The sequence below is a fragment of the Thermocoleostomius sinensis A174 genome, from assembly GCF_026802175.1.
Classification (GTDB): Bacteria; Cyanobacteriota; Cyanobacteriia; order Elainellales; family Elainellaceae; genus Thermocoleostomius; species Thermocoleostomius sinensis.
Window position 1 is genome coordinate 2,646,447 of sequence record NZ_CP113797.1, and the last position, 20,284, is coordinate 2,666,730.

Genomic DNA, 20,284 nt, shown 5'->3' on the forward strand with positions numbered 1-20,284 from the left:
GTTGTATAGGCATGGAATCAACGCCATGCCTTTTCCGAATCTATTGCGCAAACTCAGCGGGAGGAGATTTTGCTACCTAGCATCTTAGATGGAATCTTTAATGGATTAAGTATTGGCTCAATTTTGCTGCTGGCAGCGTTGGGGCTGGCGATCGTGTTTGGACTAATGGGCGTCATCAACATGGCGCATGGCGAATTGATGATGCTGGGAGCCTACACCACATTTGTTGTACAAAATGTTTTCCGGCCGCTGGGCGAGCCGTTTTCCCAGTTTTATATCTTTGCTGCCCTAATCATGGCCTTCATCGTTGCTGCTTTGGTAGGGCTAATTCTAGAACGGGGCGTGATTCGCCACCTCTACGGACGACCACTGGAAACGCTGCTGGCAACCTGGGGCGTTAGTCTAATTCTGCAACAGTTTGTTCGCAGCGTGAACTGGGTGATGATTGCCGGACTGGTGGTGTTCTGTGGGCTGTTCTTTGGCGGGCTGGCGCTGTTGCGGCGGCGAGCCGACTTTGAAGGGCGGCGTCGCTGGTTTATTTTGGTGCTGTTGCCGCTGTCGGTGGCGATCGCGTTTGGCATTGGCTCACTACTCAGCAACGCTTACGGTCTGACCGTCACCCAACCCTGGTTTGGCGCGCAAAACGTCGATGTGACGGCTCCTCGTTGGCTGCAAGGAGGGCTGCCGATCGGTAACTATCAACTGCCCTACACTCGCATGTTTATCATGTTGCTGACAGTCTTGTGCGTGGCCGGTATTTACTTCTTTCTCAACAAAACCCCGTGGGGACTGCGCATTCGATCAGTGACGCAAAACCGCAGCATGAGCGCATGTTTGGGTATTCCTACGCAAAAAGTAGATGCCCTCACCTTTGCGCTGGGGTCTGGCTTGGCGGGGATTGCCGGGTGCGCAGTTAGCCTGCTGGGGTCGGTAGGGCCCAACACGGGACAAAATTACATTGTTAACACCTTCATGGTCGTGGTGGTGGGTGGCGTTGGCAAACTGGTGGGCACAATCATTGGGGCACTGGTGATTGGTTTAATCGATTACGTGATTGGTGCAGGCATCCTAGCGTTTGCGTTCTCATCGATCCAACCCTTAGCTGACTTCTTCACCTTCTTTGCTACCACCAGCATGGCTAAGGTCATGGTCTTCTTCTTGATTGTCCTCTTCTTGCAGTTCCGTCCCGCTGGTTTGTTCCCGCAGAAAGGGCGAACGGTGGATGCATAGGAATCGGAGGGATAGAACTCTGTTGATGTGATTTGAGTAACTAGAAATGACGGCAGACGTATCGGTCGAAAGACGCGGAATTGATTGGGCGAAACGCCGATCGCTGTTGCTGGAAGCGGCGATCGTGTTGGCAGTGGCGGTAGTGTTGATGTTTATTGCACCACTAGTGCTGCGGGGGTTCTACCTAAACCTGCTGGGACGGTTTTTGGCGCTGGCAATCGTGGCCTTGGGAATTGATTTAATCTGGGGCTTTACGGGACTGCTGAGCTTGGGGCATGGAGTGTTCTTTACTTTGGGCGGCTATGCCTTAGCAATGCACCTCAAGCTTCAGTTTCCGCCAGGTTCCAGTACTCAGCTACCCGAATTTATGTCGCTGTATGGCGGTACAGAGTTGCCCTGGTTTTGGCAACCGTTTTTTTCGTTTCCGTTTGCAGCCTTGGCTGTCCTGCTCATTCCGGCGATCGTGGGTGGTTTGTTGGGCTATTTAATTTTCCGTAACCGAATCCGCGGCGTTTACTTCTCAATCTTGACGCAGGCCACTACCATCATCTTTTTCAATTTCTTCAACGGTCAGCAAAAACTCTTCAATGGTACGAATGGACTGACAGATTTCAAAACCTTATTTGGTGTTCCCGTCAGCAGTGCAGGGGCACAGCGCACTTTCTATATTCTGACGATTCTATTTTTGGCATTGTCCTATGCCTTGTGCCGATGGCTCACCAGCGGTCGCTTTGGTCGCTTGCTAGTGGCGATTCGGGATGACGAAAGCCGGGTACGCTTCACGGGCTATAATCCCACGGGCTATAAAGTGCTGGTGTTTGCCATTTCAGCCGCCCTGGCTGGACTGGCCGGAGCCATGTTCACGCTGCAAACGGGGATAATCTCGCCCAACTCGATGAACATTGCCTTTTCGATCGAAATGGTGATCTGGGTAGCAGTGGGCGGTCGTGCTTCGTTGGTGGGGGCTATTTTGGGGGCTGTGTTAGTCAACTTGGCTCGCAGCTTGCTCAGTACCCGATTTCCTGATTTTTGGCTATTTTTCCAGGGTGGCTTGTTCTTGCTGGTGGTGCTGCTGTTGCCCAACGGCATCGTCGGCTGGCTGCGCACGGATGGCGTGCAACTCTTCCGCTCGCTAACGGGCAGACGCAAACAAACCCTAACCTATCCCAGCCTAGAAGAAGACCCAGAGGTAGAGTATGAGCGACAAAATCTTGGAGATTGAAAATCTCACCGTCAGTTTTGATGGCTTCAAGGCCCTCAACAATCTCAACTTCAGCATGGATACAGGTGAGTTGCGGGTGATTATTGGCCCCAACGGAGCCGGCAAAACCACCTTTCTAGATATCATCACTGGTAAAACCAAGCCTACCGAAGGGCAGGTGCGCTTTAAGGGACGCAATCTGCGATCGTATTCGGAACATCAAATTGCTCAGATGGGCATAGGGCGAAAGTTTCAGACCCCACGGGTCTACCTTAACCTCAGCCCCCGCGAAAACCTAGAAATTGCCTGCAACCCTCATAAAGGAGTGTTTCCCACGCTGTTTAAGCGTCCTCCCTCGGCTGAACGACGTACCATTGCTGGCTTGCTAGAGACGATCGGATTGATTCACAAAGCCGATATGAAGGCTAATCTGCTGTCGCATGGCGAAAAACAGTGGTTGGAAATTGGTATGTTGGTGGCGCAATCTCCCGATTTGCTGTTGGTAGACGAACCTGTAGCCGGACTGACCGACGAAGAGACCGAGCGCACTGGAGAATTGCTGCTTTCCCTGGCTGAAAGCCACTCCATTATTGTAATTGAGCACGATATGGAATTTGTGCGGCAAATTGCTCGCCAAGTTACTGTCTTGCACCAAGGCTCCGTTCTCTGCGAAGGCACGATCGACGAAGTGCAAAGCGATCCACAGGTGATTGAAGTTTATCTGGGGCAGCCCCTGCACGACACTGACGCTCATTCGGATCATCAAACCTTACAAACCGCAATTGAAGGCGTCACTGCTATCCAGTAATGGTGGTTTGCGAACCGCCCCTACGAGATCTGTCGCTCTATTCCGGGATGGTATCCCCCCCGATTGGTAGAACTTACGGCAGATCTACCCCTACTCCTTACTCCCTACCCCCCAATCCCCAATCCCCACCCCGCCATGACCCAATCTGCTGTCGCTCCGGAACTCAGCCAGACTGATTCACCCATCATGCTGAACGTTTCCGGCTTAAACGTTTATTATGGCGAAAGCCATATTCTGCGAAATGTTGATTTAAGTGTGCCGCGTGGACAAATGGTGTGCCTCATCGGCCGAAATGGGGTTGGTAAAACCACCTTGTTGAAAACGATTATGGGCTTGCTAAAGCCACGCAGCGGCACAATTGTGTTTGACGATCGCCCTATTGTTGGACTGACACCCGATCGACGAGCCAGACTAGGAATTGGCTATGTGCCGCAAGGACGCGAAATTATTCCGAGACTAACGGTGAAAGAAAACCTACTGTTGGGGTACGAGGCCCGCGCCGACAAACCCCGCAGCAACCAAGAAATTCCAGAGGAAATTTTTGACTTGTTTCCCGTCCTTAAAACCATGCTGTCTCGGATGGGCGGCGACCTCAGCGGCGGACAACAGCAGCAGCTAGCCATCGCCCGCGCTATTATGGGCAATCCTCAATTGCTGGTGTTGGATGAACCCACCGAAGGAATCCAACCCTCGATTATTCTCGACATTGAAGCAGCTGTGCGACAAATTATCGCCAAGACGGGCATTTCGGTACTACTCGTCGAGCAACATCTTCACTTTGTGCGTCAAGCCGATCGCTACTATGCGATGCAAAAAGGCGGCATTGTGGCCTCTGGTCCTACGAGTGAACTCAGCAACGATATCATTCAGCGCTTCTTGGCTGTGTAACCATATGGCGTCTAGTTGAAAAGACTCACTTGAAGCCTCACACAGCGCTAGCAGGCCGGACATGGGACACCATCTCCTTCATTCGAGCCGCCCGTCGGCGCTTTCCCCAGTGCATTCAACTTTCCCAGCGTTCGGTGCGAGCGAACATCTACCCAAACTTTGTAGTGATGTTGGGAGACTGTGATCACCGTTTCGCTGCCTTGATAAGCTAGCTGACAGCCAATACTATAGGCCTGCGATCGATGTTGCAAATCAAAGGCTTTCACCAAGCGATACAACTTGGTGTGATGACTCATGGCTTGGTGAATGACGCCTTCATGGTAGAAGTTGAACAACTGGACGGCGGTTTCGTAAATTACGACAGGGAACATGTCACTAACCTGATTGGCTGCACGATACTTCTTCTGCTAAGACTTCCTTCAGTTTGTCGCTTGGTAATGGTTAATTGCATCCGCATCGTGGCTGCATTGTTTCCGCATCATGACTGAGTTAAGACTCACTAGAAGTTTCGCTTACCAAATTGTCACTTACAAACGAGCAGTGCTGCTGTACTGCCTGTTTAAGCAGCCGTTTATACTCACGGTTCGACACAATATAAGCGCCAAATCGCTCTAGATGCGGATTTGTCATTTGTGCGTCGAACAATAGAAATCCGCGCGATCGTAACCATTCCACCAATTTCACCATCGCCACCTTAGAGCCTTCAGGTATTTGGTAGAACATCGACTCTCCGATGAATGCACCGCCGATGGCAATTCCTAGAATTCCACCCGCCAATTCCTCACCTTGCCAAGTTTCAAAGCTGTGGGCCCAGCCCATCAGATGTAACTCCCAATAAATCTCTTTGAGTTCTGCTGAAATCCAGGTTAAGTCGCGATCGGCACAACCGTCTACAACGGCTTCAAAGTTGCGATTGATAGCCACCGTAAACCGATTTTGGTTCAAAACTCGTTGTAGCGATTTGGGATAGCGAAATCGATCGTCCAGGGGAATGAGTGCCCGCTCTTTGCTGGAATACCAGCTTAAATTGTCACCGGCATCATCTGCCATTAAAAAATAGCCTTCTGCATAGCCACGAATGATGCTGGTAATGTCATACCGAAGTTGAATCACGAGGAAAAATTGATCTGCTAACTTCCATGATCTTATGGCAGCGAATGGCACGTGAGGATAATCCAACCCCGTCAAGCGGCATATCGACTGGCTAGCAACTCGAGAAACCGTCGTAATGGTGCTGGTTATGACCCTAAGAGAATGTTTAATCCTGTAGCGGGGGCTGTCCATAAATCCTCAGAGTCACCCTTAAAAAGTCGCGATCGGGCGCAAGTTCTTGACAAGGGAAGCTAAGGGTTGGATGACAGTCTCCTGCGGTTCACGCAAATGGGTATTTTTGAACAAAATGGTAAATGCTCCGGCTCCCAACCGCTCCTGCGGAAACATGCGATAGCAAGGCAAGTGGCTATAGCGAGACTGATAGGGCTGAAGGTGGGGCACGTCGATCGGGGCAAACTGTGGAAATTGCTGCACAAGCCATTCGCTGACCTGTTCATTTTCTTCGATTGAATAAGCACAGGTCATATAGGCAAGATACCCTTGAGGAGCCACCAGTTGGGCCGAGTTGGCTAAAATTCGCTTTTGGCGGTTAGCGTTTTTGTTGATAGTGACGGGATGAAAGCAGCCAGGATTGTTCAACCCTTTAGCCAGCAACGATTGCCCAGTGCAGGGCGCATCGACCAAAACCACATCCGTCGATCGCGGCAATTGCTCAGCTAGTAAACTAGAGTCGAGATTGAGCACAGTCGCTGGTTGTACATGACAACGTTTGAAATTAGAAATTAGCGCCCCTAGTCGTTTACCGATCACCTCATTGCTGATTAGATAAGATGGCTGCAACAACACCCACGCAAATATACTTTTACCGCCGGGTGAGGCACAAACATCGATGACCGATTGTACCGGAACGTCAAGGGATAACAGAGTAGAAATGGCAAAGACCGAGGAAAAATCTAAGCAGTAAAAATAGCCTTGCTGGTGTAGGGGATGTTGACCTGGCTTCTCGCCTATTTGCAGCCGATCGATAAAGTCTGGTTGCCAGGCAATTGGTGGCTCGGTTGAAAACGGCGTGTCACTTGGTTTCGATCGACACCATAAAATACAAGGAGAAAACGGCTGAGGTTGGGTCAACGCCTCGATAAACTGCTGTCGATCGCTGGGCACAGGAAAGAGCTTTTGGCTCAACTTAACTAATAATTTAGAGGCAGGAGCCATCCCGTTCCTCCAGGGTTGACAGACTTTCAATCCAGTGTCTCTCAAAAGTTGTTAGAGTGTATACCCCTGGGTGGAGACGAATTCTCCCGTAGCGAAACCGGATCAGAACGATCGCGGAGTGTCCGCATGCAATTACGTCGCATTAGACACTTGCTCTTTTTGAAATTCATCCTGAATACGACTGGAAAACTGGAAGTATAAAGTGGTAGATGCACCCTGATTCCCACCTCCTGGCAAATTGCCGGGAGGTTTTTGTTTTTTTGAGCAAAAACTCATTTTCAAGTATATATACGTTTGGGTGTGAAAAAAATACAACATTTCTGGTAGGATTGCAGATCGGAGTTAGATGATGTGTCTGTTTGAATGGACTCTATTGCCGTCTGTCCAATGGTTCAGGACGGTGATAACGTTTCCGCAATAGACGTTCGTTGACAACCTATACTTAATGCGCAGCATTCAACACGGTTTCCGGCAACCCCCCATTCAACATAACCAAGCGGAACTTTTTGGGCTTGGCACGATTCACCAACCGTAATGATCGACTCACTCTGCCATTGCTGATGAAAGGACAGTGGATAGAAATCGGCGGAATAACTGTAAGCGAAATGACTGTGAAATGACTGTAAGTCAATGCTCAATCTGCGACGAATTCTATGCCACACCTGCCAATTTAGGGAGAGACTAGCAACTGTGAAACACTGGCTATTACCCAGTCTTTTGAGTGTCATGGGAACAATTTGCTTCGCTGTTCCCGCTGAAGCTGCGCAACTAGAGGTTTGGCGATTTGATGCAGACAATAATCGGTTAACTTTCACAACCGATGAAGCGGTTCAACCCAGGGTACAACTGCTTGCCAACCCCACCCGCCTTGTGATCGATTTGCCCGATACTACCTTGGCTCGATCGCCCGTTGAAGACGTGTTAGATGGCGTCATTCGGGAAGTGCGCGTGGGACAACTAGATGCAACCACGACTCGAATTGTGATTGAGCTAGAACCTGGCTATACGCTAGATCCACAGCGGGTTCGGGTGCGTAGTACCACTTCAACGCGGTGGACGGTAGAACTGCCTGCACCAGCCCCTGTGACGGCAGCAGCTACAACGATTGCGCAAACCTCCGATCCTCTGGAGGCTCAAGCTCGCATTGAAGACGTGCGCATTACACCCGATGGCTTTTTCGTGCGGGTTACGGGTGAACCAGACAATATCGATCAAGATAACGATCGCCGTCCCCGCCGCTTTACTGTAGAGTTTGAGAACACGGTGCTGGCTCCTGCCATAGCGCAGCGAGACATCGCCCTCGATCGACACGGCGTTACCCGGCTGCAACTGATTCAAGATATAGACGGGGACGAACCAGTCGTCCGTTTGATTTTGGATCTAGATGCAGATAGCCCCAACTGGCGAGCCAATCCAAGCGACTATGGCGGTGTGGCATTGAACCCCAGTCGGGGAAGGGTATTAACGCAAGGACAATCCTCACAATCCTTGACAACTGCTGAAACCGTTACAACTGCTCCGTTACCCGTTCCCGATCGACCGATTCCTGCTCCTGACGCTCCATCCATTCTCGCTCCTGTTCCCTTGCCTGATGTATCAGACAGCCGCGTTACCATTGCCATCGATGCAGGACATGGCGGCCGCGATCCGGGAGCCGTTGGTATCGGTGGTCTGCGAGAAACCGATGTGGTGTTGGATATTAGTCTACAAGTGGCTCAAATTCTGGAACAGCAAGGTGTTCGTGTGATTTTAACTCGACGAGACGATCGTGAGATTGATCTAGAGCCACGGGTACAGACAGCCAATCGCGCCAACGCCAATCTGTTTATCAGCATTCATGCGAATGCCATCAGTCTCGATCGCCCAGATGTGAATGGAGTTGAGACTTATTACTATTCAGACGCCGGTCAGCGCTTAGCACAAGTGATTCACAATACAGTGGTACGGCTCACCAATTCTCGCGATCGGCGAGTACGATTTGCGCGCTTCTATGTGTTACGCAACACAACCATGCCAGCGGTGCTGGTTGAAGTGGGATTTGTTACAGGGGCAGAAGATGCCCAGCGTTTAGCTGATCCAAGCTTCCGAACGCAGATGGCTGAGGCGATCGCTGCCGGAATTTTGCAGTATGTGCAGCAAAATTTTTGAGAGAGTGGTGTTGGCTGCTTCAAACGGCTGCAAACAAAGCATCTAAAGATTGAGTTGGGGCGTCGGGTTTAGCCACAATTTCCACAATTTTGTTTTTGGCTTGTGGTTGAACCAACGCTTCGACACAAACTTGAGCCACCTTTGTGCGGGGAATGCTGCCATCAAACAACGTATCTGCACCTTGCATGACGATCGCATCGGTGTTGTCTTCGTTTTTGAGACCGCCTGGACGAACGATCGTGTAGGGGACTCCACTTTTTTGCAGGTACTCCTCGGCTCGTTTTTTCCACACCAGAATCAGCCAGAACAAATTTAGCGGATGGAAAAGTTTAGAGACGCACAGGGACGACACCATCACTAGTTGCTGAATGCCCTTTTCTTTCGCTACATCAACTAAGTTTTTTGTGCCTAAGTAATCCACCTTGTAAGGGCCGGTTGGATCAAAACTAGGAGCCGCCCCCGTTGCCGAGAGAATCACCGTACTGTCACCGATCGCCTCTCGAAGACTTTGAGGATTCAACACGTCCCCTGTCACCAATTCAACGTTATCTGGCAACAATTGCTTGCCTTTATCTAAGTCTCTCACCATTGCCCGCACTGGAATTTGCCGCTGTACCAGTTCTTGCACAATCCGTCGTCCGGTTTCACCCGTTGCACCAACCACTAACGTTTTCATGATTCCCCCTGATTGTTTAACCTCATCGCCTGGATCATCTAGCTTAAAGGATCAACAAACCTAAAAATTCAAACTATAGAGTGAGGTCTGTCACTGGTGTAGTCAGTCAAGAGAACTATTCTACAGAAGGGCAGTTGTCCAAGTGCCCAGCTTTTGTCCTGTTTACCTTGCTTGACCAACCAACTTCCAACTTATGTTCACGTCTCAGCTACTGCTTCAGCAACGTTTACAACAATCTATAATCTGGATGCAATCTGCTCCAAAGGGTATTTCACGGATCTTCACTGCGTTCAGCGTGCATATAGAGCGCGATCGAGGGCAGCCTCTGCGTCCATCAATGGTTGTTGTCCGCACAATAGAGTCGTCTGATCAACGCCTCAGATCCGTAGATCGCTCATGGCGACTCCACAAAATGTAAAGATATGCTGAATAGATTAAACAAGCTGACTTACTTTTGGAAGGACTGCTAGACTGATCTTGAAGTTTGGTAACAAAATGAGTCGAAATATAAACTTTCTTCCTCCTCATCCTCACCTGACTCCAATGCTAGTCTCCCTTGTTCTATTCCAGATGACAAACCCATTTCAGCCATTTAATCGTTGCTTCTTCAGGCAAACTCCTTAATCGCAGCAGACTTCAACTAGACAGCACAAACGAATTGTAGGAAATTGTGTTATGCAGGCAAATTCGGCTGAACACTGTACCATCGAACAGACTCCTACTGTTTTGGGAGCCACTTCTGATTTAATTGATGGCACATCTTTGATGGAAGAACAGCTAGCCCCCACAACCGATGCCAACTGTTTTCACGGCAGCTTTTCAAGCTGTATGGAAATGTATGCCGATACCAAGACCGTAGCAGATTATTTAGATGGGCATCGAGCTTGGTTTCCACGTTGTGCTCGGCCCATGAAGGTAGAAGCGATCGGTGACACTGGCTATGCGCTGACGATCGGACGGTTTGGCTCCTTTGGCTATGAGGTAGAGCCGCGAATTGGATTAAATTTGTTACCACAAGACCACGGCATTTATCGAATTGAAACGATTTCTGTCCCAGGCTATCAACCCGTTGGCTATGATGTGGATTTTCAAGCCGCTCTACAGCTGATCGAGACTGATCCTACGAACTCAGATTTCTCTCCTTTGATTACCCGGGTGGAATGGGAATTGGATTTAAAAGTATTGATTCAGTTTCCGCGCTTTATTCAAGCTTTGCCCAAATCCTTAGTGCAATCCACAGGCGATCGACTGTTAAACCAAATCGTTCGACAAGTTTCTCGTCGTCTCACCCATAAGGTTCAACAAGATTTTCATCAAACCATTGGGATTCCATTTCCGAGGCGGCGTTAATATCTTTCCTGACTCTATCTAGCCTTCGGGCTTAGTTGGCGATCGAACTAGTTCTTCTGACCGTTCAGTTGATTCTGATGGGTTTCCCAAGTTGCAGAACCGAACGGAGACGAGAACGTTCGATCGCTCTTTTTTTTGCATACCTTTGCATACCGTTGTGGCATTTGGCGAATTGCTCCAATTCGTGGCGCGAAAAAATCGACGTTCAGCGCTGAAAAAAGGCTGAAAAAAGAATGAGGAGAACTCACCGAATAAGTTTAAGTTTTATTACAAATAGCTTAGAATAACCTCAGCGAAGCAATTCAAACGAAGCATGACAAAAAAACAGGGGTGGTCTCTCTTTCCGTTTTCCAAAGGAACCGCCGTCAAGCCGTCAATCGCGATCGATTCAGCCGCATCGCAGCCACCGTCTGGGGCAATGATACAGATTGAGCATCTCACCAAGGTCTATCAAGAAGGAGAAGCCCAACGGGTCGTTCTCGACGGAGTCAATCTGACGATCGCTGCGGGTGAGTTTGTCGTGTTGCTCGGGCACAGCGGTAGCGGTAAGAGTACGCTACTCAATCTCATCAGCGGTATTGATCAACCGTCGGCTGGGACGATTCGCATCAACGACTTAGCCATCACAACGTTGGATGAACGATCGCGCACGTTGTTGCGGCGAGATTACATCGGCTTTGTTTTTCAGTTTTTTAATTTAATTCCGACGTTGACTGTCCTTGAAAATATTACGTTGCCGCAGGAGTTAGCAGGTGTGGCAGCACCGATTGCACAACAGTCTGGAGTGATGCTACTTGAAAAAGTAGGACTGATCGATCGCCAACAAACCTATCCTGATAAGCTTTCTGGAGGGCAACAGCAGCGCGTGGCGATCGCCCGTGCCTTGGCTCACAATCCGCAACTGGTCTTGGCTGATGAACCAACCGGAAACTTGGACGAAGAAACCGGACAGACGGTGCTGCAATTGTTACTAGATTTAACCCGCAACGCCAACAAAACGTTGATTATGGCGACGCACAACCCGGAGATTGCCCGCTATGCCGATCGGGTATTACGAGTGCAGGATGGACAGTTAACGCCTGTGCGAGTGCATCCAGATGCGGCGGAGGAGGTGTTGGCGTGACCCTCACCTCTAATCGCCCCCTGTGGCGACTGGCATGGCAACGAATTCGACAACAACCGTTGCAATACGTCCTTTGTATTGTGGGTATTGCTTTGGGTGTGGCAATGATGGTGTCGATCGACCTAGCGAATGGCTCGGCTCAACGAGCATTTGCACTGTCTACCGATGCGATCACGGGTCGGGCTACGCATCGGATTGAAGCGATTGCTCCAACTGGGGTGGATGAAGCGGTCTATACCACACTGAAGCGATCACTCCATTCGGTAGCTATGGCTCCAGTTGTAGAAGGCTATATCAAGGTAGAGGAACTGGGCGATCAACCAGTGCGATTAGTAGGACTAGACTTATTTGCCGAAGCACCGTTTCGCAATTACTTTGGCAATGTCGAAAGTCGCGGGACGGGGTTTGTGCAATTTCTCACCAATCCCAGTGCGGTTGTTTTATCGCAAGAAACCGCTACACAACACCAGGTTCATTTAGGTGATACGCTGCATCTCGATATCTCTGGGCAGCACCATCCAGCCCAATTGGTTGGCACAGTAGCAACCAGCGATTCCTTGAACCGTCGCGCCCTCAGCAACTTTCTGTTCGCCGATATCGCGACTGCCCAAGAATTGTTGGGACAGATTGGTAAGCTCAACCACATCGATTTGATTGTCAGCCAGCCGCAAGATCTCCAGACGATCGCTGCCCTGTTGCCACCAGACTTGAAACTGGAAACCGCCGAAGCTCAAAAAAATTCGGTGCAGCAAATGACGGCTGCTTTTGAACTTAACCTGACAGCTTTAAGTTTGCTGGCGCTCGTGGTGGGTATGTTTTTGATCTACAACACCATTACCTTTAGCGTCATTCAACGTCGTCCGCTGTTCGGTGTGCTGCGCTGTTTGGGCGTGACGCAGGGGCAATTGTTCGCACTGATTTTGGGAGAGTCCGCCATTTTTAGCGCCGTCGGCTCAGTATTGGGCGTGGGGTTGGGCATCGGGTTGGGCCGCAGTATTGTTGGATTGATCACACAAACAATCAACGATTTTTACTTTGTCGTATCGGTGCAGCAGGTAACGCTGGCGAACAGCACAATTGTCAAAGGCTTGGTAGTTGGTATAGTTTCGGCACTGGTGGCATCGGCGTTGCCGGCACTGGAAGCGATGAATACTCCTCCAACCATGACCTTGCAGCGATCGACGTTGGAAAGCAAAATCCAGCAATGGTTGCCGAAACTGGCACTGCTTTGGCTGGGGTTCACGATCGCCGGAGTGTTACTGTTACAGTGGGCTTCGGCTGGACTAGTAGCAGCCTTTGCTGGTTTGTTTGCCGTACTATTGGGAGCCGCCCTACTGACGCCGTCGCTGATTAGTTTGGCAATGCAGGGCTTTGCCCCCATCGGGAGTCGAACGTTAGGGGTCTTGGGGCGCTTAGCTCCCAGAGATATTTTGCGATCGCTCAGTCGCACCTCGGTTGCTGTAGCAGCTTTGATGGTCTCGGTCTCGGTAATTGTCGGCGTATCAATTATGGTGGGGTCGTTCCGGGGAACGGTGGTGCAGTGGCTTGATCAAACGCTGCAAGCAGATATCTATGTCTCACCTCCCACTGTTACGGCCAACCGCGTTTTGGGCAAACTCGACCCGGCGATTGTCTCTGCTCTGAAAACCTATCCCGGCATCCGTCAAGCCGTCACCTACACGGATGCGGATGTGCGCGTGGTGGAGTTCGATCGCCAAGCCAAACTGATTTCTGCTGATGGGGATGTGTCGCAAGGCAAACGCCCCTACGCTTGGATTCGCCCAGATTTGCGCCCTGATCCGTGGCAAGCGCTGGATGCAGGCAACGGCGTGATTATCTCAGAAGCGCTGATTTTGCGGGAAAATTTGCCAGACATTCCCCCAACTATTACCCTCGAAACTCCAAAGGGCGATCGGTCGTTTCCAGTTTTGGCCGTGTTTTACGATTATTCCTCTGACCAAGGCACAGTCATTCTAGACAATGATGTATATGAACCGCTGTGGCAAGATGACAGTGTGGCCTCCCTGGGGTTGTTTGTTGAGCCGGGGGTTTCGGTAGACGCAACCGTGGACGCCATCAACCGAGATTTTCAATCTATTCAAAGCCTTTCAGTGTCATCCAACCGCAGTCTGCGCGAAGACTCGCTGATTATATTCGATCGCACCTTTGCCATTACCAATGCTCTACGACTTCTAGCCGTGGTGGTCGCTTTTATTGGTGTACTCAGCACCCTCATGAGCCTGCAATTAGAGCGGACCCGCGAACTAGGCATTCTGCGGGCCACAGGCATGACGCCTCGTCAATTGTCTGGCATGACGCTGTTGGAAACCGGACTCATGGGCACGATGGCCGGTGTGTTTGCCCTGCCGCTGGGCTTTGCCTTGGCATGGATTTTGATCTATGTCATCAACGTGCGATCGTTTGGTTGGACGCTGCAAATGGCATTGGAAGGGCGTTACTTTTGGCAGGCGTTGTTGGTGTCCATCATTGCGGCCCTGCTGGCTGGGCTTTATCCCGCCTTGCGACTAGGACGCATGAATATTTCCACGGCGGTGCGACAAGAATAACGAACCATCGAACTGAACGCAAGATGAATACTAAATCCACTGATCGATCGAGTCTTTGGCTCAAACAAGGCTTCACCCGACTGAGACAACTGGGGACGATCGTCACATTGGGGATCTGCCTGTTGCTGTTGTCCATTCCATCAGCAGCGTCCAGCACCACCCAACTGACCTGGTTGGATACGGCTCCACCTGATACGACTGGCTTTCTGAAAGCAACCGCCCCTCAAACCTGGCACTTTCCCGAAGATTTTGGTCCCCACCCAAGCTATCAAACCGAATGGTGGTACTATACGGGCAATCTTGAAACATCAGAAGGACGGCCGTTCGGCTTTCAGTTAACCTTCTTTCGCCAAGCGTTATTCCCAAACGCTGCCCAATCCACTTCTACGTCGCACTGGCGCAACAATCAAATCTATTCCGCGCATTTTACCATCAGCGATATCGCCCAACAGCAGTTTTACCCATTCGATCGGTTTAGCCGCAGTGGGATTGACTTAGCCGGAGCCACGGCCATTCCCTATCATGTTTGGTTAGAAGATTGGTCTGCCACCGAAATCGCACCTGGACAAGTGCAGCTACAGGCTCAAACCTCAGATGTAGCCTTAGATCTAATCGTTGAACAAACCTTGCCGCCTGTCTTACACGGCGATCGAGGCTTGAGCATCAAGGGACTGGAACCCGGCAATGCTTCCTACTATTATTCGTTGGTGCAACAACCCACAACTGGCACGATTACGATCAACGATCGGTCGTTTCAAGTCACAGGGCTGACCTGGAAAGACCACGAATATTCCACCAGTTCCCTGAGTCCAGGGACAGTGGGGTGGGATTGGTTCTCTATGCAATTTGACAATGGCTCAGCACTGATGCTGTACCTATTGCGTCATGAAGATGGTACGATCGAACCGACCTCAGCCGGAACATTCATCGCCGCTAATGGAGATTTGATCCCATTAACTCCACAAGACTGGCAAATTGATGTCTTAGATACCTGGAAAAGCGCCAAGAGCCAAGCTACCTATCCGGCTGCATGGACCATTCGCATTCCTAAAGTAGACCTAGTCCTGCAAGGTCAATCTATGATGGGCAATCAGGAATTGAATACCGCCACCGCCACCTACTGGGAAGGTGCCGTTGCCTTTGAGGGATTGCAACAGGGACGATCGCTGCACGGTCAGGGCTATGTCGAACTCACAGGCTATGCTGATCGACTCGATGCTATCCTATCGGCACGAACACCCACATAGCAAGCACGAAGGATAAAAACTGTAAAAGATGAGGAGGTAAGGGTAGACTGACTTGCCTACCCAGCGGCGCGCCAGTTTAACGAGTAGTGATTGCCTCATCACTCATCGCATGTCTAGATGAAGGGGTTGCGCCTTGAACCGCTAGCACAGGACAGGCGGCATGGTGCATGACATAGTTGCTGACACTGCCCATCAGCCACTCGTTCAGTCCAGAGTGGCCGCGACGACCCAACACAATTAAGTCTGCCTGCCAATCTTGTGCAACCTGACAAATCAACGGCCCTGGGTTGCCAATATTTTGAGTAAATTCGGTTGGTATGCCCAAGCTGGTTGCTTGAGTGGCTAACGATCGTAAACGCTCTAGCCCCCGTCGTTCAGCAGCTTCCCACTGTTCTCGGTATTGCTCTATGACTGCATCGGTAACGATCGGATAGTAATAAGGAATCAAGGTTGGAACCACCGGCCCTGCTTGTCCATTTGACGAAAGCACATGCAGCAGCAACAAGGCAGCCTTGCTCTGTTTAGCTAGATCTAGCGCTTCGTTAAATGCCTGTTCACTAATTGGCGAATCATCCACCGCAACAAGAATTCTTTGAAACATCGCTTTTCTCCTGCTGAATGGGTTTCTGTAGCGCTACTCCCCACTCATTTGATTATGAAAGAACAATCTGAGAAACTTGTGAAGAGACCGATCGCAGGCGATATCGTTAAAATCGGAGAAACTACGTCTTTCTTTCCCACCGTGCCTGAACAGACTCCACCCAACCCCAACATTGAACCGCTGACCCGTACCCAAATTTTGATTGCCATGGGTGCCACCGCAGTGGTTTTGCTCATTGCGGCGCGGTTATGGCTATTGTTTGATCCCTCTATTACTCTGCTGCCCTTATTGTGGTCGTTCCCAACGCTACTTTTAGGGCTGGGGCTGGGTGTGGCCATTAGTCTCGCCAGTTCTGCCATTTACCAAGTATGGCCGGCCTATCGCAAGAGCGCGGATTTTTATCTGCAACTCGTCATTAAACCACTGGCATTACCGGATTTGATTTGGTTGGGGCTGTTGCCCGGTATGAGCGAAGAACTGTTGTTTCGAGGGGTGATGCTGCCTGCCATTGGGCTAACTTGGTTTGGACTGGGAATTTCAAGTGTTTGTTTTGGAGTGCTGCATTTTAGTGGATCGCAACATTGGTCTTATGTAGTGTGGGCGACGGTCATCGGACTAGTGCTAGGAATCAGTGCTATGACAACCGGAAATCTATTGGTGCCCATTCTGGCACACATTACTACCAATCTGCTTTCCAGCTATATCTGGAAGTTCAGCAACTAAACAGTTTTAGGCTCTGCCTCGGTGTTCCTCAATGGCTAGGGGCCAATTCGTCGGATACATCCTTCTTCGATTGCCTCCCGCAAAATCGTTAACAATGTGCGATCGTAGTCAGAAAGATGGCGCTGAGTCTCCCACTGTTTGATTTGTAATTCTAGTCCTGGCGAAAGCTCGCCCAACTCCAACGCCGTTCGGATGCAGCATTCTAAGGAAGTAACGTTGGATTGAGAGGAACTCATTAACGAAGTGGAGACCATGTGGCAAGGAGGAAGAAATGGCGTAACGAGTACAGCTTCAGCGTGAAATTTGCCTATTCCTGAAAATAAATGAATTTTCGATTGACGGTGGTTATAGGCAATACAGCAATTGAAAGTACCCCCAGGTAAGACCCTTCAAGTAGAAGACAAGTAGGAGACCAGCACTCATGGGACTTGGAATTTTAGATCACGGTAAATGGATTCCTGAACGCGAGCAGGAAGATGACAAAGGGCGGTTTGTGCGACCGTCTACTACCTTTCGCAATTGGATTACGGCAGATGGATCAAGCGGATTCCAAGCAGAAGCCGATCGATATCACCTTTATGTATCGCTAGCGTGTCCTTGGGCCCATCGCACGCTGATTTTGCGGCAATTAAAAGGGTTAACAGATGCTATTTCTATTTCGATTGTTGATCCGGTTATCGATCAAAACAGTTGGGAGTTTTCGGATGCCCCCGGAGCGATTCCCGATTCAGTCAATCATGCCAACTATCTGTGGGAACTGTATGTGAAAGCTGAACCCGACTATACTGGGCGCGTCACTGTACCAATATTGTGGGATCGACAAACGAATTCGATTGTCAATAATGAATCTCGTGAAATCATCCGCATGTTCGATACCGAATTCACAGACATTGCTACTACCCATCTCGATCTCTATCCGTCAGTGTTGCAATCGCAAATCGATGACACGATCGATGCTATTTATCAACCTATTAATAACGGTGTGTATCGGGCGGGGTTTGCCACCACCCAAGATGCCTACGAAGAAGCCGTTACCGAATTGTTCGACGCGCTTGATCGCTGGGAAACGGTTCTGCAAAATCAACGCTATCTTTGTGGCGATCGCCTCACTGAAGCGGACGTTTGCATGTTTACAACCCTACTACGGTTTGATCCAGTATATTATCTTCACTTCAAATGCAACTTGCGCCGCATTGTAGACTATCCCAATCTCTGGGGCTACTTGCGCGATATTTACCAGTATCCGGGTATCCAGGAGACGTGTAACTTAGAACACATTAAATTGCACTATTACAAAAGCCACCCTAAAGTGAACCCAACCCGGTTAGTGCCCAAAGGTCCAATCCTTGATCTGGAGAGTGCCCATGGGCGCGATCGACAATTTGCTTGATTACAGATCGCATCACAGGTCGCCTGATCCTGCCTAGTTATTCGGCTGGCTATCGAGTTTGATTGGCAATATCAATGGAACTTTTTCCCTGAACCCCCATCAACTTATCGATCGCTTTGTTACGGAATTTGTAACTCTTGTGTCATCTTGTTTGCGATCACTTCTGGTAACAGTGTAATTGGGTAAAGTGGTAAAAGTGAAGAAAGTCTTAAGCGGAGGGTACCATGAGTCCGATAATGTTGCGGCAATTTTGGTCTCTGGTGGAGATGACACGGGCCAGTATTCCCCTGACGATGGATGATCCAAGCTTGGCACAGTGGCTTCTGCGTCGAGTACGTTCCGAACGATCGCTCAATAATGTTGAAGCAGACATTTTGACTGACTATATTCGGTCGCGATTGCCGTTGATTCGAGATTTAGCTCAAGATCAAGCCTGTTAGCGGTGTGCCTATCTTCCTACACCATTGAATCCTACTGGAATTTGGTATCTAGCTCGTTCCTCCATCATCTGGCGATCGCTACGCTTCAAACACTTAACTTTTGGCTCGTTTGGATGAGAAAGAGTTGTAAGCTGTGATACAAAAAGAAAACATAAACCAAGAGAAGGTTGAAAAGGTGAAAAGCGGTGTCGCAGAAAAAGCACGAGGCTTCAGACCTCGTTTCTAGATTCGGCATTCGATCCTGTCTCGAGAATGATTCACTTGGATGAGCGCCGCTGAGTAACTGCTTCCGTGGAGATGTACAGTGAACTCTGTACGTTTTTCAACCCCAATGAATGGTTGTTCTCAAGGTTTGTTTTCTCAGTGCAAGGAGTAAAGACAATAGCTATGCAAAAGAGGGGTTCTTTGTTGCTGGCAGTGGCACTTTCAGTAGTCACCATATCCGCCTGTAACTCGCCAACAGCATCTAATACAGCGGGTTCGGGGTCTGAAACGACAACCACAGCAACGACAGGTGGCGCTAGCCGCTTGGATACTGTCAAATCTCGAGGCACGCTTGTCTGTGGCGTTGAAGGCAGTATTCCAGGTTTCAGTTTTGTAGACTCTAGTGGGAACTACTCTGGGTTAGATGTCGATGTATGCAAAGCGGTTGCTGCTGCTGTCCTTGGCGATGCAGAAAAAGTAGAATATCGCAACTTGGACTCTACCGAGCGCTTTACAGCATTATCGGGTGGCGAAGTTGATATGTTATCTCGCAACACCACCTGGACAAGTAGCCGCGATGCCGCTGGTGGTAATGGATTAGAGTTTGCTCCGACTACCTTTTTTGATGGTCAGGGCATTATGGTACGGACAGATTCTGGAATTACAGATCTTGAAGGTTTCGAAGGCAAATCCATTTGTGTAGAAACCGGAACCACGACCGAATTAAACTTGGCGGACCGAATGCGTGAACTGGGTGTCACCTACAATGAAGTCAAGTTTCAAGATTCCGACGCCACCTATGCTGCGTATGCGGAAGGCCGATGCGAAGGCGTTACCTCAGACCGATCGCAATTGGCGGCTCGTCGTACGACGTTGCCCAATCCAGATGAGCATGTGCTGCTGGATGTTGTCATGTCGAAGGAGCCACTGGGCCCTGTCACCACCAACGGCGATTCTCAGTGGTACGATGCTGTCAAATGGGTGACGTTTGGCTTAATCCAGGCAGAAGAGTTTGGCATCACCCAGGCTAATGTGCAGCAGCAGCTTCAAAGTGAAAACCCAGAGATTCGGCGTTTTCTGGGGGTAGAGGGTGATTTGGGCACGCAGCTAGGGTTGCCGAACGATTTCATGGTTAAAGTCATCGAAGCGGTGGGCAACTACGGTGAAATCTATGAACGCAATGTCGGTGAAGGCTCGGAACTCAATTTAGAGCGTGGACAAAACCAACTCTGGACGGAGGGCGGGCTAATGTACTCACCTCCGTTCCGCTAAGCCCCGAAGGGCAGGTCGCGCTAGAGCATCTTCACCTGTAACGGCTGCTCATTGCTAATCAGGCCCTGCCAAAACCTGCCCTAGCAGGAGGCTTAATGTTCGTTCTCATCCTCACTATTTCCGAAGGGCTGCATCCTTCCTCTTTCAT

The 20,284-nt window shown here is 49.9% G+C and carries 19 protein-coding genes; 13 read left to right on the forward strand and 6 right to left on the reverse strand.

Features of this window, described 5'->3' with window-relative positions; translation table 11 throughout:
- Positions 1-69: 69 nt before the first annotated feature.
- From OXH18_RS11415 to urtE, 4 genes are all read left to right on the forward strand, one after another.
- Complete coding sequence (locus tag OXH18_RS11415; RefSeq protein WP_268612908.1) at positions 70-1,230, forward strand: ABC transporter permease subunit; 1,161 nt, start codon at positions 70-72, stop codon at positions 1,228-1,230.
- A gap of 46 nt (positions 1,231-1,276) precedes the next feature.
- The gene (gene urtC / locus OXH18_RS11420) at positions 1,277-2,452 is read left to right on the forward strand and encodes an urea ABC transporter permease subunit UrtC (protein ID WP_268612909.1); all 1,176 of its coding nucleotides are present in this window, start codon (positions 1,277-1,279) and stop codon (positions 2,450-2,452) included.
- Positions 2,427-3,239: an urea ABC transporter ATP-binding protein UrtD gene (urtD, locus tag OXH18_RS11425; RefSeq protein WP_268612910.1), complete on the forward strand. Its 813-nt coding sequence runs from the start codon at positions 2,427-2,429 to the stop codon at positions 3,237-3,239. Before urtC ends, urtD begins: the two co-directional genes overlap by 26 nt.
- A 186-nt stretch (positions 3,240-3,425) precedes the next feature.
- Positions 3,426-4,127: an urea ABC transporter ATP-binding subunit UrtE gene (gene urtE / locus OXH18_RS11430; RefSeq protein ID WP_315874706.1), complete on the forward strand. Its 702-nt coding sequence runs from the start codon at positions 3,426-3,428 to the stop codon at positions 4,125-4,127.
- Between the two features lie 47 nt (positions 4,128-4,174).
- Here the strand turns inward: urtE and OXH18_RS11435 are convergent, their stop codons facing one another.
- The 3 genes from OXH18_RS11435 to OXH18_RS11445 all read right to left on the reverse strand — a co-directional run bounded on the left by OXH18_RS11435 (position 4,175) and on the right by OXH18_RS11445 (position 6,395).
- On the reverse strand, positions 4,175-4,498 hold the full coding sequence (locus OXH18_RS11435) for a hypothetical protein (protein WP_268612912.1): 324 nt from the start codon (positions 4,496-4,498) through the stop codon (positions 4,175-4,177).
- 118 nt (positions 4,499-4,616) lie between these two features.
- A complete protein-coding gene (aat, locus tag OXH18_RS11440; protein WP_268613165.1) occupies positions 4,617-5,177 on the reverse strand; it encodes a leucyl/phenylalanyl-tRNA--protein transferase in 561 nt (186 codons plus the stop codon).
- Between the two features lie 252 nt (positions 5,178-5,429).
- Positions 5,430-6,395 carry an RsmB/NOP family class I SAM-dependent RNA methyltransferase gene (locus tag OXH18_RS11445; protein ID WP_268612913.1) on the reverse strand — a complete coding sequence of 322 codons (966 nt, stop codon included), beginning with the start codon at positions 6,393-6,395 and terminating at the stop codon, positions 5,430-5,432.
- Between the two features lie 690 nt (positions 6,396-7,085).
- Between OXH18_RS11445 and OXH18_RS11450 the strand changes: the two genes are divergently transcribed.
- A complete protein-coding gene (locus OXH18_RS11450; protein WP_268612914.1) occupies positions 7,086-8,543 on the forward strand; it encodes an N-acetylmuramoyl-L-alanine amidase in 1,458 nt (485 codons plus the stop codon).
- Positions 8,544-8,562: 19 nt separating this feature from the next.
- Here OXH18_RS11450 and OXH18_RS11455 read toward each other — a convergent pair whose 3' ends face one another.
- Entirely contained in the window at positions 8,563-9,219 is a 657-nt protein-coding gene (locus OXH18_RS11455) for an SDR family oxidoreductase (protein WP_268612915.1), read from the reverse strand.
- Positions 9,220-9,894: 675 nt separating this feature from the next.
- Here OXH18_RS11455 and OXH18_RS11460 point away from each other — a divergent pair.
- The 4 genes from OXH18_RS11460 to OXH18_RS11475 all read left to right on the forward strand — a co-directional run bounded on the left by OXH18_RS11460 (position 9,895) and on the right by OXH18_RS11475 (position 15,506).
- On the forward strand, positions 9,895-10,569 hold the full coding sequence (locus OXH18_RS11460; protein WP_268612916.1) for a DUF1997 domain-containing protein: 675 nt from the start codon (positions 9,895-9,897) through the stop codon (positions 10,567-10,569).
- A gap of 418 nt (positions 10,570-10,987) precedes the next feature.
- Positions 10,988-11,692: an ABC transporter ATP-binding protein gene (locus OXH18_RS11465; protein ID WP_315874707.1), complete on the forward strand. Its 705-nt coding sequence runs from the start codon at positions 10,988-10,990 to the stop codon at positions 11,690-11,692.
- A 104-nt stretch (positions 11,693-11,796) separates the two neighbouring features.
- The gene (locus OXH18_RS11470; RefSeq protein WP_449369404.1) at positions 11,797-14,259 is read left to right on the forward strand and encodes an FtsX-like permease family protein; all 2,463 of its coding nucleotides are present in this window, start codon (positions 11,797-11,799) and stop codon (positions 14,257-14,259) included.
- Between the two features lie 23 nt (positions 14,260-14,282).
- Positions 14,283-15,506, forward strand: a complete 1,224-nt coding sequence (locus tag OXH18_RS11475; RefSeq protein WP_268612919.1) for a lipocalin-like domain-containing protein — start codon at positions 14,283-14,285, stop codon at positions 15,504-15,506.
- 76 nt (positions 15,507-15,582) lie between these two features.
- On the opposite strand, the gene OXH18_RS11480 is transcribed toward OXH18_RS11475, so the two are convergent.
- Positions 15,583-16,107, reverse strand: coding sequence for a universal stress protein (locus OXH18_RS11480; protein WP_268612920.1), 525 nt, complete (start codon positions 16,105-16,107; stop codon positions 15,583-15,585).
- Positions 16,108-16,248: 141 nt separating this feature from the next.
- Here OXH18_RS11480 and OXH18_RS11485 point away from each other — a divergent pair, with 141 nt between their 5' ends.
- Entirely contained in the window at positions 16,249-16,830 is a 582-nt protein-coding gene (locus OXH18_RS11485; RefSeq protein ID WP_315874708.1) for a CPBP family intramembrane glutamic endopeptidase, read from the forward strand.
- A gap of 35 nt (positions 16,831-16,865) precedes the next feature.
- On the opposite strand, the gene OXH18_RS11490 is transcribed toward OXH18_RS11485, so the two are convergent.
- Positions 16,866-17,066, reverse strand: a complete 201-nt coding sequence (locus OXH18_RS11490; RefSeq protein WP_268612922.1) for a hypothetical protein — start codon at positions 17,064-17,066, stop codon at positions 16,866-16,868.
- Positions 17,067-17,251: 185 nt separating this feature from the next.
- Between OXH18_RS11490 and OXH18_RS11495 the strand changes: the two genes are divergently transcribed.
- From OXH18_RS11495 to OXH18_RS11505, 3 genes are all read left to right on the forward strand, one after another.
- Entirely contained in the window at positions 17,252-18,220 is a 969-nt protein-coding gene (locus OXH18_RS11495; protein WP_268612923.1) for a glutathione S-transferase family protein, read from the forward strand.
- Positions 18,221-18,444: 224 nt separating this feature from the next.
- Complete coding sequence (locus OXH18_RS11500) at positions 18,445-18,660, forward strand: hypothetical protein (protein WP_268612924.1); 216 nt, start codon at positions 18,445-18,447, stop codon at positions 18,658-18,660.
- 387 nt (positions 18,661-19,047) lie between these two features.
- The gene (locus OXH18_RS11505) at positions 19,048-20,136 is read left to right on the forward strand and encodes an amino acid ABC transporter substrate-binding protein (RefSeq protein ID WP_268612925.1); all 1,089 of its coding nucleotides are present in this window, start codon (positions 19,048-19,050) and stop codon (positions 20,134-20,136) included.
- The last annotated feature ends 148 nt before the right edge of the window (positions 20,137-20,284 follow it).

Excerpts from the sequence above, each read along its gene's own strand:
- aat (WP_268613165.1), bottom strand. The coding sequence starts at position 5,177 with ATGGCAGATGATGCCGGTGACAATTTAAGCTGGTATTCCAGCAAAGAG.
- OXH18_RS11505 (WP_268612925.1), top strand. The coding sequence starts at position 19,048 with ATGCAAAAGAGGGGTTCTTTGTTGCTGGCAGTGGCACTTTCAGTAGTC.
- OXH18_RS11490 (WP_268612922.1), bottom strand. The coding sequence starts at position 17,066 with ATGAGTTCCTCTCAATCCAACGTTACTTCCTTAGAATGCTGCATCCGA.
- OXH18_RS11500 (WP_268612924.1), top strand. The coding sequence starts at position 18,445 with ATGAGTCCGATAATGTTGCGGCAATTTTGGTCTCTGGTGGAGATGACA.
- urtE (WP_315874706.1), top strand. The coding sequence starts at position 3,426 with ATGCTGAACGTTTCCGGCTTAAACGTTTATTATGGCGAAAGCCATATT.
- urtC (WP_268612909.1), top strand. The coding sequence starts at position 1,277 with ATGACGGCAGACGTATCGGTCGAAAGACGCGGAATTGATTGGGCGAAA.
- OXH18_RS11470 (WP_449369404.1), top strand. The coding sequence starts at position 11,797 with ATGATGGTGTCGATCGACCTAGCGAATGGCTCGGCTCAACGAGCATTT.
- OXH18_RS11435 (WP_268612912.1), bottom strand. The coding sequence starts at position 4,498 with ATGTTCCCTGTCGTAATTTACGAAACCGCCGTCCAGTTGTTCAACTTC.
- OXH18_RS11495 (WP_268612923.1), top strand. The coding sequence starts at position 17,252 with ATGGGACTTGGAATTTTAGATCACGGTAAATGGATTCCTGAACGCGAG.
- OXH18_RS11475 (WP_268612919.1), top strand. The coding sequence starts at position 14,283 with ATGAATACTAAATCCACTGATCGATCGAGTCTTTGGCTCAAACAAGGC.
- OXH18_RS11460 (WP_268612916.1), top strand. The coding sequence starts at position 9,895 with ATGCAGGCAAATTCGGCTGAACACTGTACCATCGAACAGACTCCTACT.
- OXH18_RS11445 (WP_268612913.1), bottom strand. The coding sequence starts at position 6,395 with ATGGCTCCTGCCTCTAAATTATTAGTTAAGTTGAGCCAAAAGCTCTTT.
- OXH18_RS11480 (WP_268612920.1), bottom strand. The coding sequence starts at position 16,107 with ATGTTTCAAAGAATTCTTGTTGCGGTGGATGATTCGCCAATTAGTGAA.
- urtD (WP_268612910.1), top strand. The coding sequence starts at position 2,427 with ATGAGCGACAAAATCTTGGAGATTGAAAATCTCACCGTCAGTTTTGAT.
- OXH18_RS11455 (WP_268612915.1), bottom strand. The coding sequence starts at position 9,219 with ATGAAAACGTTAGTGGTTGGTGCAACGGGTGAAACCGGACGACGGATT.
- OXH18_RS11465 (WP_315874707.1), top strand. The coding sequence starts at position 10,988 with ATGATACAGATTGAGCATCTCACCAAGGTCTATCAAGAAGGAGAAGCC.